Source organism: Thermovirga lienii (assembly GCF_036847465.1).
GTDB classification, from domain to species: domain Bacteria; phylum Synergistota; class Synergistia; order Synergistales; family Thermovirgaceae; genus Thermovirga; species Thermovirga lienii.
In genome coordinates this window covers 2,901-14,200 of the sequence record NZ_DAITZW010000010.1, presented here as the reverse complement: position 1 = coordinate 14,200, position 11,300 = coordinate 2,901, and the positions used below count along the sequence as shown (strand labels likewise).

Genomic DNA, 11,300 nt, shown 5'->3' with positions numbered 1-11,300 from the left:
CAGATAATAATGAACGTAGTGGATTTCGGCATGACCATGGATGAGGCCATAGAGCAGCCTAGGATATTTACCTACGCTGTGAACGGCTCAGTTGGCCCCTTCAGAATAGAGGACACCATGAATCCTACCACTATACAAATGCTCAGGCTCCGAGGCCATAACGTGGAAGTACGGCCCCGCAGCGGCTACTTCGGTACCGCCCAAGGAATCCTCTTCACCGATATGGGACTTGATGGAGGAGCCGACAGTAGAAGACTAGGAGTACCCGTAGGATATTAAGAATCATTAACTTCAAAAGGCGCGGGGGTGCCCGCGCCTTTTTTGTTTGTGTTTTTCGTTGCGCAATTTGGAGCTTTGTTAAATAATGCACTGTAGAACATGGGCACATGGGAGCGTGACTGAATGACACCACCTATCCGGATTCTTGTCACGGGAACCAGAGGAAAAAGCGGAATAGCACGGGGCATCAAGGAGGTACTATGCGCCTGCGGCATCAGGGCGTGGGCCAAGGTGACAGGAACAGAACCTTTAAGCCTAACTCCTCATGGAAACTACAGGATAATAAGACACTCTGGAGCACACGTTGAAGAGATGAGATGGTGGCTGCAAACACTTCCGAAAGATGCAGAAGCAGTAATACTGGAAAACAATGCCGTCTCTTGCGATCTGCAGCACCTTGCCTACAGATGGCTTAAACCTACTTTGACTATCTGGACCAACGCTTACCATGACCATGAAGAGTTATGGGGAATAGAAAAATCTGAAGCTGTAAAGGCCCTTGCAAAGGGAATTCCACCAAGGGGCAGGGTTTTATGTGGCCCGGACGTGTATGAGGACCACCTTGCAACGAAAACCTTGCAGAACAAAGGATGCGAAGTGATTCCTGTGGTGATTTCCTCGTCAGCCCCCCTTGAGATAAACAAAAGCTTCATAAAAGCCGCCTGTCATTTATTGGGAGTAACTGAAACAGAACTGGAAGAAGCATTGGAAAAACTGAAACCTGGCCCATACGACTTTGCAGTGCACCAGGTTGGCGCAAGCCCCAAAATGCTTGCGTTCGCGTTTTCAGCAAACGACCTGGAGAGCACCAACAATCTGTGGCAAAGCCTTAAGTGGGAATCCAAAGATACAACCCTATGGTTCAACCACCGGAAAGACCGCAGGATGCGTCTTTCCATCATGAAGGATTTCATAGTCAACCACTCATGGAAACAAGTAATTTTGACTGGGCCTTATCCCCTTGGCGCAGGATTTGGTTTTAAATATCTAGGGTTTGAACCTGCCGAAAAGGTCATATCCAAGCTGGGCGAAAGAACCTTCGGCATAGGCAACATAGCCGGACTTCCAATGGAGATCGCAAATACCCTATTGAAAAACAAAAAGGAGCAATGGCAAGATGAGCCCCTCTGTTGAACTTGGATTACTGTTTTTTGGAGTGGCGCTAGGCCTCATATGGACTGAGCGAACAGGTTTCTCCACTGGAGGGATAATAACTCCAGGTTTTTTGGCAGCCTCTGGCTTCAATTTAAAGGCTCTGTCAGTTGTAATCACTGTTTCCCTACCCATACTTTTGCTGTTGGAAGTGATCAACCTACGATTCGCCGTGTATGGCCGCCGAAGAGTGGGGCTGGCCATAGGGCTTTCCCTTCTGTTTTTTTGGTGCTGGAGCTTGGCCTTCCCTCTCAACGTGCCCTGGAGTGGCTGGATAGTACCGGGACTTTTGGCTTCTGACTCACAAAGACAGGGATTTCTTCCCACTCTTTCCGGAGCTTTGGCATGTGGGGCTTGCGCTACCTTGCTTGGGAGGCTTTTGATATGAGGACGCTGATAATCTTCATTAAATGGGAACTAAGAACCTTACTCTTTGGCCAGGGCGACGAGAACCGAACCAAAGCAACCCTCATGTCTTCGTTAGTCGCTCTTTTGCTGGTGGGTATAATAATGACCGGTTCTCCGCCATTGAAAGGGCCGGAGATCGAAATTTGGGAAAAAGTGCGCTCTGCCCAAGACTTTCTTTACCAGGAACGAATGAAAATGGGAATACCTTCGGACCCTTATGCTGACCCTTGGAAAACTGGCCTTATAGGAGTGGAATGGAGCTCCATAACGACCACACTGGGCGATCTAAGGGCAAAAAGAACCTCAACTGACCCCCGTTGGAGCGTTGTCTTTTATCGCTGGTTTACGACTCTTGGACTGAAGGAAAAGGATTCCGTAGCTATATTGACCTCCGGCTCTTTCCCAGGGTTCGCCCTTTCAGCCATAGTTGCAGCGGAAAAGCTGGGGCTAGATGTGCTCTTGGTCCCCTCTCTGGGCGCATCATCCTGGGGCGCCAATATACCGTACTTACCTATTACAAGCATTCTGAGGATACTGAGAAGTCATGGATACGTAAAGGCCGCTCCTTATTTCGCCACATTGGGAGGCAGTGGAGAATTAGGGCTTGACTTGCCTCCAGAGGGGATATACGCACTACAAAAGGCTGCCAAAGAGGACAATGTGACCATAATTAGTGCAAAATCCTTCGAAGAACTGCTGGAGCTCAAGTGGGCTAAAATTGCAGCATTCAACCCGAAAGCTATAGTCCAAATAGGAGGCAGTCAAGCCAACCTCGGAACCGACCCTGAGGTATTGACCTTGCAACCGGGCATATTAAGGCCCAAATCCGGAGTTTCGGCAGGCAACGGAATAATTGCCAAGGCACTGAATTCTGAAATCCCCGTGATCCACATGCTCAACGTAAAGGCTCTATGCAGGAAAACAGGTGTTCCCTTTGACGATGAACCTTTGAAAAAAGCCCCAAAACAAGTTTCCAAGCTCTTATCGATTGTCGGGCTTTTGTTGTGGGTTCTTTACTTATTTGGGTTCAAGCGCTGGATATTTGAGGAGGAAGGTTCCCCACATGCAAAAAGATAAAGGGACAACAAAGCAAAAACCAAAGTATAAGCCCCCCTTAAGGAATTCAGACTTCACCCTGATACTCGGATTCTTTTCCCTATGTCTATGGCTTTTTATCTTAACCCGGAGCAGACCGTTCTTCGCAGTCTACAGGCTCATGAATTTAGCCTCCGATACAGGGGACGGAGGATACCTTTTTGCCGCCGCCGGCCTCCTCGTGCTCTTCAACACATCGAGAGCCATCTTTCTCTACCTTGGCTGGTTTTTCGTCGGAGACGGCTTGGCAGAGCTGACCAAGAAAAAAAGCCTGGCCACCATCGTACCCACCGTCGCCATCCCCCTCTCATACCAGATTCTAGCCCTGCTGGAGGCATATGCTAAACCCCACTTCGGAGTACCCGCCATCATGGGAGTTTTGACCGTCATATTGGTTAGATTCCTGACTAAGGACGTACCGGGAAGACTGAATTCTGCACTGGCCATCTCCATAATGCTATTCTCCTTTCAGTGGCTGGACATAGTTCCGGCCCTGACGGAATACGGCTTTGGCTGGGGTGAAATATCCATGGCCGTCAAAGAGCTTGCTGTTCTAATGAACCGAAAACACCTTCTTGACCTTTTGGGAATAATTGCTTTCCTTACAGTCCTCTTAAGTGGACTTGTGACGTCAGAGCTCCTTGTGCTTTCCACGCTCCAGATAAAGAGCATGCAGAAGATCCGCAAGCAGGAACGACATCTTGCCCAACTTAGAGAGGAACACTTAAGGACTCGAAGCTCCAGGGAGATTCAAAACCTGGTACACGACCTCAAACGCCCCCTGACGACCATTGTGGGTCTCCTGGACGTTCTGGGAAGCAGCCCAAACTTCCCGCAAAACCACAAAAAACACCTTGATGTGGCCAAGGATGCCGCATTAGGGATGAACCAGATGATCTCTGAGATACTTTCCTCATCTTCCAAGAGGATAACCACCATAGAGGGAATAATTTCTTATGTGATGGCTCAAGTAAGCCCTCTAGATTTCCATAAACACGTTAGGGTTGTTCTGGGCGAAAAATGCAAGGGAAAAACGGTGGAAATGAACGTGGTGCGCTTCTCAAGGGCCCTAGTAAACCTGCTTGATAACGCCTCAAGGGCAGCCAAAAGCATCGAGCGAAAACCCCAAATTTTACTGGAAGCCCGCTGCGACAAAGTTTCAGTTACATTTATAATAAAGGACAACGGGCCAGGTTTTGATCAGGTCCCAACTCCCGACTCAGGGTCCACCTGGAACTCCACTGGACTTGGCCTTGCGTTCACAAAAGAGGTAGTGCTCGAGCACGGAGGGAATATCTCCATGACCAATGCCCCCACTGGAGGGGGGATAGTAACGATCCATCTACCTTTGAAAAAGGAGGAGAGCCATTGACCATAAGCATCGGAGCTATTGACGACGATATATCCATACTCTACACGCTAGAGGCCATGGCGCAGAGTTCCGGTTGGAACATGAAAACATCCACTGACTGGAGCCAGGCCATAACTTGGACCCAACGCAAAGAAGTGGATTTACTCCTAGTGGACTACCACATGCCAGAGATCAATGGATTAGATTTGATCAAAAAAATTCGAAGTATATCTAAGAATATTGTGATATTGGTCCTCACTGTAGAGGAATCTCCCGCACTGGCACAGAAACTTCTAGCTTCAGGCGCTGATGACTTCATATCCAAACCCATACGGCTTGCAGACTTCACCTCGAGGATCGCTCTGCACTACAGGCTAGCAAGCTACCGAAGACTCCCAGGAATAGAGGAACCTCACAAGGGTATAAGCCAGGACACTATGAGGCTCGTCATTGCCGAATTGGAGGCCATAAGCCCGGACAAGGCAACGGCCTACGATATATCAAAACGCATAGGCGTCTCCTATCAGACGGCTCACAGATACTTGGAATACTTGGCAGGAGCAGGAATAGCCAATAAAGAACCCCTCTACCAGGACGGTAAGCCAGGAAGGCCCAAATACCTATACTACATACCTAGGTAGTTTTCTTTCCCTTTTGGTAGCTTCCCTGAGCACCTTTCAAGTTGAGCTTTAACGTGGCGATGTGGTAAAATAATGTTCGAAAAGAATAGGGGGGTGTAAGTCATGGAACTCAAGCTTACACAAGAAGAAAAGGAACTGCTCAGGGAGCTTTTGTCCTTCACCCTATCGGAACTCAGGATGGAGATAGCTGATACTGACAGCTCAACTTACAGGGAGAAACTCAAGGAACGTAAGGACATACTGAAGGGCCTCATGGAGAAGTTGGATAAAGAGGAATGAGCCTGAATGAAAAGATCATGGCTGATTGCGGTTGTTGTAATGATAATGAGTTTTTCTTTGTTGGTTCAAGGGGGAGAGAGTGTTGTGAAAAAGCCGAAGCTGGACACTATACCTCACGCAAAGGTTGAAACGGCGACCTTCGCGATGGGTTGATTTTGGGGGCCTGACGCCCTGTACGGGAGTCTTGATGGGGTCATATCCACTCAAGTAGGTTACGCCGGAGGCAGCACACAAGACCCTACTTATCACAATATTGGAGACCATTCGGAGACTGTGAAAGTCACCTTCGATCCCGAAGTAATAACTTATGAAGAGCTTCTGGAAAAATTTTTCCAGAATCACGATCCCTTTGAAGCTTCATTTTCTAGGCAGTACCGCTCCGTGATTTTCTACCATGACGATTTCCAAAGGGCTAAGGCCCTCGAATACATAGAGGCCCTGGAATGGAAGACGAAAAGAAAGGTCATGGTATCGGTTGAGGAGGCAGGAGCCTTTTATCCAGCGGAGGACTACCACCAAAAATATTACCTCCAGATGCACAAGGACATCCTGGCGCAATTTCGTAAGATCTATCCTTCCTTTCAGGACATCGTGGCATCCACGGCGGCAGCGCGAGTAAACGGATATCTCGGTGGCTTTGGTCTAAGGAAGCCTCACATGTCCGATGAGGAACTGAAAGAGTTGATCAGAGAAACCATGAAGGGAGAATGAGTAATGCCCCTAGGATCGACCCACATCAAATTTACGACTAAGCGTTTTTCTATAATTATTTTGGTACTAGCGGCAGCATTCCTTGTTTCTTGCGCAGCAGCGGAAATCCCCTCCAAATGGGATGGCAATTACGTTATAGTTGCCGACAAAGAAGGCATAACATGGTCGTACGCCCCTTCAAAAATAGAGAAGTTATCCGATGATACAGGCGCAGGTGAAATTATAAAGGCCGTAATCAAGATAAAGGCTCTCAACCCATTCGTGACCGAATTCCAGGAGATTGAGATAGATCCTGAAAACCGCATATTTCGCCTCGTAACTGCCGAAGCCTACGACGAGGCAGAGAACCTGCTCGACCTTTGAATAATTCCACGAAAGGCCGCCGTGTGGCGGCCCATCGCCCCTGACAAACTTGAAGGTCAAACAATAGAGGCCATACTGAAATCTCTAGAAAACTAATAAGAACACACCGACCAGCTTTGATTACGGCGCTTTGTTGTCTTTCGTGCTGTTTTGCTACAGTTTATGCACATACCGCATCCAATGCACTTTTCCCTGTCCACCGTCGGCCCCCAATTGACCTTTTCTCTCGGATAACCTGCTAACCACGGCACAATAATGTCCCCCTTCTTGATTGATGAAAGGTATTCAGCTAAAAAGGCATCTCCCAGGATCTCCCCAAGGGAACGACCAGGACATTGGCCGGTGCCTTGTGACTGACCCTGAAGGCACAACTACCCACCCTGAACATTTCCGACCTTCCCACCCCCTGGGCTCCAACTATGATCAGCGTTGGTTTCTTCTCCTCAGCCTCGGAGATGAACTCGTCTACCACCCTTCCCGTCCTCATTGAAACTTCTACATCTTTAACCCCTTTATTCCTTAAGGCCTCTGCCATCTCCTCAAGGCGGCTGAGCTCCAACTCTATGATCTCTTGTATCCTTCCTTTTGCCACCACCTTCTCCAGAAGCTCTATATTGCTTCTTTCGTGAACATGTAAGATGGTGACCCGTTTCAACGCTCCTTCCACCTCTTGAACCAAACCTTCCAACAGCCTAAAGGCATTATATGAATGATCGGAGAAATCTATGCCTATCATCACGTGCTCCAGAGGTTCCTCGGAGCTTCCATCTTCTTTGGATTTGCACAGGAACATGGGCACAGGGCATTCCTCCAGCACCCTGTAAGCCGTCTCACCTAAAAACTTTGTCTGAAACTCCCTTTCCCCTCTTGACATGATCAGAAGAGAAGCCTTAAATTCATTCACCTTTTCCACTATCGTGTAGAAAGGAATTCCTTTTTCCACACAAACACCCACGTTAAAACCTCTATCCTGCAGCTCTTTCACCTGGCTTTTTAGCTTTTCCTCATTTTCTCTGTCCAGAGAGGATATGCCCTTTCGTTCGTCCAAAACGTGGAGCAAAAGAACCTCTCCCACCTTTTTGGGAGGAAACTTGCCCAGTGCCTTTATCTCGCAGAAGCTTCTCTCCTTTAGGTCCGTGGCCAATAGCACCTTCTTCAGCATCGCCGGTCCCTTCCTTCGCAGAAAGATTAGCTGTTTCTGTGAAGATTTTACCACGTTTTAGCGTTACATAAAACACGGGACCGCTGTTTAAAGCGGTCCCGTGTTGGCAGATTTTTCGTAAGGACTCTTTCAGCTCAGCGAATTACCAAAACTGAACAAGGTGCTTTATGTATGATGGTCTCGGTAACGCTACCAAGCATCATTTCCAGCAGCCTGCTTTTGCCCTTGGCTCCTATGACCAAAAGGGAGGGTTTCTTTTCCTCGGCGTATTTAAGTATGCCCGCTACAGGGTGATCCTCTACTATGTGAGCTTCCACCTTAAAGCCATTTTCTGCTAGGTTTTTACGGATTTGTTCTATCTGTCTTTCTTCTTCTGTGCTTATTTCCTGGATCTTTTCTGTGCTCATGTACTCCATGGCTCTCGTGTCGTGGACGTGCAGAATGTCCAATGTAGCACCAGGAATGTCTCCCATCTTCTCCAGGTACGAAAGCGCCTTTTTTGCTCCCTCGGAAAGGTCCGTAACGTAAAGGATTCTATCAAATACGCTGTTACATGTAAGGGAGTAGGAGGCTTCCTCCTTTCCTTCACAAGGATAATTCCTCAAAAGCAAGACCGGCTGCCTGGCGTGATGGAGCACGTTTTCGGCTACACTGCCCAAAAACAGCCTCTTAAACAAATTGGAGCCCCTTGAACCCAACATAACAAGAGAGTAATCTTCTTCCTCCAACCTGCGAAGGATTTCCTCTGTGGGATTTCCCTCCTCCAAATAGGTTTCCACCTTTGCGACACCGGCTTCCACAAGGCGCTTTTTCCACTTAGTTAGTGTCTCTTTGGCGAACTCCACAATCTTAGGATCGCCGTATGTATCGTGGAGGTCCACTACGTGCATCAGGTCAACCTGCTCTACTCCTGCTTTTACCATATCCGAAATGCAGGAAAGGTAATTTTCCATTTTATGAGTCAAAACCACTGGAAAAAGAACTTTTCTGAACATTATCTACACCTCCTTGAACCAGTTTCTGGTCTTGAGGCAGAAGCGCACCAGCATGAGCATCACTGGAACCTCTATCAAAACTCCTACGACCGTTGCCAGGGCTGCTCCAGAAGAAAGACCGAATAACATGGTCGCTGTGGCAATGGCAACCTCGAAATGATTGGATGCTCCTATCATCGCAGCTGGCGCTGCATCCTCGTAACGGAGCTTCAAGAGCTTAGCCAGGAAGTACCCCAGGGCAAAGATCAACGTAGTCTGAACGAAAAGAGGTATGGCTATCCAAAGAACGGTCAAGGGATTTTGCACTATGATATCTCCCTTGAAGGAAAAGAGAAGAACCAACGTCACCAGTAGGGCTGTTATGCTCACGGGCGTCAGGTAGTGGAGGAAGTTGGACTCGAACCAGCCGTATCCTTTGTGTTTTATGATCCACTTCCTGGAAAAGTACCCTGCTACCAAAGGCAAGGCCACGTAAATAGCCACGGAGAGCAAGATGGTTTGCCAAGGAATGGGCATGGCATTTACACCCAAAAGGAACCCTCCAAGGGGGCCATACAAAAAGAGCATCGTCAAAGAATTTATAGCCACCATTACAAGGGTAAGGCCGTTATTACCTTCCGCCAGATATCCCCAAACCAACACCATTGCCGTGCATGGAGCTATTCCGAGCAATATCGCTCCAGACACATAGCTTCTCCAAAGTTCCACTTCCTGTCCTGTCTTTATTATCTCAGTTCCAGGAAGGAAACCTTTGAACAGCACCCCTAGGAACAAATAAGCTATGAGATACATGGAAAAAGGCTTCACTGCCCAGTTGATGAAGAGGGTCAAAAGCACTGGTTTGGGAGTTTTACCAGCCCTAAGCACCTCAGCGAAATCTATCTTTACCATTATGGGATACATCATGAAGAACAAACAGATGGCTATGGGAATGGAGACCTCATAGACCGACATGGAATCCAGCGCCCTAGCAACCCCTGGAGCAACCCTGCCAAGGATTATTCCCGCCACGATACACAAAGCAACCCATAGAGTAAGGTATCTCTCGAACAACGAAAGCTTTTTCGCACCTGCCATGAATCATACCTCCATCACAAGTTCTTGGTTGTAGAAATTATCGAAAGGATCTTTACTCGAACCACAGTCTCAACCTTCCGACGCCCTCCACGAAGAACAGGTAGGAACCATCGGGCATCTTTCCTGTCTCCTCGAAGAAGTCCATAGCCTCCTTGCTTATCCAGCAGGTTACTTCCTCGCCCTGCACTTCGTAGGGGGTAAAAGATTCGGTATTTTCCGGTTTTCCCAAAAGGCCCGCCGGGCCTCTATAGACCATTCATCAGCCCGCTATGTTGGTTCTTACTACTATGCAAAAATGTCCGCCGTGTTCTTTTACCTGCTGAAGCCAAAATCTGGATATCATCCTGATAGTGCTCACCTGCCCCACCTCCTCTTTTAAGTTGCATCTCAATCCTCTTGCATAACGCTTTCGGGCAGGGTCTTCACGAAATCCCTTATTTCGTCCCTTACCCTCCTGAAGAAAGCCAAAACTTCCTCTTCGCTGCCCTCTGCCCTAGCAGGATCATCAAAGCCCCTGTGAACCACCCTGGTATCTCCTGGAAACACCGGACAGGTGTCTTTGGCATCGCCGCAGAGAGTTATGACCACGTCAAACTTCACGTCCAAAAGCTCCGTGACGTTTTTACTTCGCTGGTTGGAGATGTCCACTCCTGCCTCTTTCATGACTTTTATGGCAAGGGGGTTCACCGTGCTGGGAGCCGTACCAGCAGAGTAAGCCTCTATAACATCTCCCTTTAACGCTTTTGCCCATCCTTCAGCCATTTGACTTCTACAAGAGTTTCCAGTGCATAAAAAAAGAACCTTTGTTTTTTTGCTCACTCCAGCTCTACCTCCTGACGATGTTTTTTTGATGCTCTTGGAGAAAATCCTTCAATGTTTTTGCAATTTCATCCTCCGATGGAACCTTCCCTTCATAAAGAAGCTGTCCTTCTACTGCCAAACTAGGTGTTATAGCCGTACCGAAGGCCAATATCTCCTCAAGCTCCGACATTTTGATGATTTCAAAATCCACTCCCAAGGAAGAAGCCGCCTTTCTGGCCCTTTCTTCCATGGCAAGACAGTCTCTACAGTTGGCACCTAGGACTTGGATCTTCAGGACCTGACTCTTGGCCTCTTCTTGCGCTCCACAGTAAGCAGCATATTGTTGGGATATCTTCTTTTTGATCTCCTTATCAAGGCACGCCATGAAAGGGCCAAGACACTCCAAATCCAAGGAGTAGTAAACTTTAAGCCCCTCTTTATGATCTTTCACGATACCGCTTTGCCTTAAAACACCAAGGTGCTTGCTCACGTTGGTCCTTGTGCAGCCAAACCAGCCTGCTATCTCCTGGACGCACCGAGGCTGGGCTGCAAGCTTCTCAACGATCGCAAGCCTTACTGGGTGGGACAACGCCTTGAAAATTTCAGCTTTCTTCTCCAAAAGGGAACTCACAGATCTCAACTCCTTCTATGTGAAATAGTACTCACATAGTTACATATATGTCAAGAAAAAAAAGGCGGACTCATAAAAAAAGCCCTCTTCACTATTACGAGAGGGCATTCCGAATGTTAAAACACCGAAATTAACGACCTGACCATAATTTGGTGCAGTGTCAAAATCAAATTCTGGGCCTATAGACCAAAACACTGCATGGGGCATGGGCAACTATCTTGGCCGCCACACTTCCTATAAAGAACCTCTCCAGGTTCTTCATACCCCTGTGCCCCACTATGATGAGGTGGTAATCTGTATCTTCTTCGGCTAGCTTGACTATCTCGTTGTAGGGAACTCCCACTATCATTGAGAA

General features: G+C 47.9%; 17 protein-coding genes and 1 pseudogene. 10 read left to right on the top strand and 8 right to left on the bottom strand.

What is annotated here, in order from left to right:
- The 10 genes and pseudogenes from V7Z69_RS04615 to V7Z69_RS04570 all read left to right on the top strand — a co-directional run.
- Positions 1 to 279 (top strand): gamma-glutamyltransferase (locus V7Z69_RS04615; RefSeq protein WP_334138811.1); only part of this gene is annotated, 279 nt, incomplete at its 5' end.
- A 123-nt stretch (positions 280 to 402) separates the two neighbouring features.
- Positions 403 to 1,413 carry a capsule biosynthesis protein CapB gene (locus V7Z69_RS04610; protein WP_334138810.1) on the top strand — a complete coding sequence of 337 codons (1,011 nt, stop codon included), beginning with the start codon at positions 403 to 405 and terminating at the stop codon, positions 1,411 to 1,413.
- On the top strand, positions 1,397 to 1,819 hold the full coding sequence (locus tag V7Z69_RS04605; protein ID WP_334138809.1) for a poly-gamma-glutamate biosynthesis protein PgsC/CapC: 423 nt from the start codon (positions 1,397 to 1,399) through the stop codon (positions 1,817 to 1,819). The genes V7Z69_RS04610 and V7Z69_RS04605 overlap by 17 nt, the downstream gene beginning before the upstream one ends.
- Complete coding sequence (pgsW, locus tag V7Z69_RS04600; RefSeq protein ID WP_334138807.1) at positions 1,816 to 2,916, top strand: poly-gamma-glutamate system protein; 1,101 nt, start codon at positions 1,816 to 1,818, stop codon at positions 2,914 to 2,916. Before V7Z69_RS04605 ends, pgsW begins: the two co-directional genes overlap by 4 nt.
- Entirely contained in the window at positions 2,903 to 4,306 is a 1,404-nt protein-coding gene (locus V7Z69_RS04595; RefSeq protein ID WP_334138806.1) for a sensor histidine kinase, read from the top strand. The genes pgsW and V7Z69_RS04595 overlap by 14 nt, the downstream gene beginning before the upstream one ends.
- Positions 4,303 to 4,926: a response regulator gene (locus V7Z69_RS04590; RefSeq protein ID WP_334138805.1), complete on the top strand. Its 624-nt coding sequence runs from the start codon at positions 4,303 to 4,305 to the stop codon at positions 4,924 to 4,926. Before V7Z69_RS04595 ends, V7Z69_RS04590 begins: the two co-directional genes overlap by 4 nt.
- A gap of 102 nt (positions 4,927 to 5,028) precedes the next feature.
- The gene (locus V7Z69_RS04585; RefSeq protein ID WP_334138803.1) at positions 5,029 to 5,205 is read left to right on the top strand and encodes a hypothetical protein; all 177 of its coding nucleotides are present in this window, start codon (positions 5,029 to 5,031) and stop codon (positions 5,203 to 5,205) included.
- Positions 5,206 to 5,211: 6 nt separating this feature from the next.
- Positions 5,212 to 5,358, top strand: coding sequence for a hypothetical protein (locus tag V7Z69_RS04580; protein WP_334138802.1), 147 nt, complete (start codon positions 5,212 to 5,214; stop codon positions 5,356 to 5,358).
- Positions 5,359 to 5,370: 12 nt separating this feature from the next.
- Positions 5,371 to 5,916: pseudogene (locus tag V7Z69_RS04575) on the top strand (peptide-methionine (S)-S-oxide reductase MsrA); the annotation flags it as partial.
- A gap of 3 nt (positions 5,917 to 5,919) precedes the next feature.
- Positions 5,920 to 6,279: a hypothetical protein gene (locus V7Z69_RS04570; RefSeq protein ID WP_334138801.1), complete on the top strand. Its 360-nt coding sequence runs from the start codon at positions 5,920 to 5,922 to the stop codon at positions 6,277 to 6,279.
- A 92-nt stretch (positions 6,280 to 6,371) separates the two neighbouring features.
- On the opposite strand, the gene V7Z69_RS04565 is transcribed toward V7Z69_RS04570, so the two are convergent.
- The 8 genes from V7Z69_RS04565 to V7Z69_RS04530 form a co-directional block, all read right to left on the bottom strand.
- Positions 6,372 to 6,530 carry a 4Fe-4S binding protein gene (locus V7Z69_RS04565; RefSeq protein WP_334138800.1) on the bottom strand — a complete coding sequence of 53 codons (159 nt, stop codon included), beginning with the start codon at positions 6,528 to 6,530 and terminating at the stop codon, positions 6,372 to 6,374.
- 38 nt (positions 6,531 to 6,568) lie between these two features.
- Positions 6,569 to 7,441: a universal stress protein gene (locus V7Z69_RS04560; protein ID WP_334138799.1), complete on the bottom strand. Its 873-nt coding sequence runs from the start codon at positions 7,439 to 7,441 to the stop codon at positions 6,569 to 6,571.
- 134 nt (positions 7,442 to 7,575) lie between these two features.
- Positions 7,576 to 8,436: a universal stress protein gene (locus tag V7Z69_RS04555; protein ID WP_334138797.1), complete on the bottom strand. Its 861-nt coding sequence runs from the start codon at positions 8,434 to 8,436 to the stop codon at positions 7,576 to 7,578.
- Between the two features lie 3 nt (positions 8,437 to 8,439).
- Entirely contained in the window at positions 8,440 to 9,513 is a 1,074-nt protein-coding gene (gene arsB, locus V7Z69_RS04550) for an ACR3 family arsenite efflux transporter (RefSeq protein WP_014163903.1), read from the bottom strand.
- Between the two features lie 52 nt (positions 9,514 to 9,565).
- The gene (locus tag V7Z69_RS04545) at positions 9,566 to 9,769 is read right to left on the bottom strand and encodes a hypothetical protein (RefSeq protein ID WP_041445814.1); all 204 of its coding nucleotides are present in this window, start codon (positions 9,767 to 9,769) and stop codon (positions 9,566 to 9,568) included.
- A gap of 131 nt (positions 9,770 to 9,900) precedes the next feature.
- Positions 9,901 to 10,332 carry an arsenate reductase ArsC gene (locus V7Z69_RS04540; RefSeq protein ID WP_014163905.1) on the bottom strand — a complete coding sequence of 144 codons (432 nt, stop codon included), beginning with the start codon at positions 10,330 to 10,332 and terminating at the stop codon, positions 9,901 to 9,903.
- 7 nt (positions 10,333 to 10,339) lie between these two features.
- Positions 10,340 to 10,945, bottom strand: a complete 606-nt coding sequence (locus V7Z69_RS04535) for a metalloregulator ArsR/SmtB family transcription factor (RefSeq protein WP_334138795.1) — start codon at positions 10,943 to 10,945, stop codon at positions 10,340 to 10,342.
- 166 nt (positions 10,946 to 11,111) lie between these two features.
- On the bottom strand, positions 11,112 to 11,300 hold a 189-nt coding region (locus V7Z69_RS04530; RefSeq protein WP_334138794.1), incomplete at its 5' end, for a universal stress protein.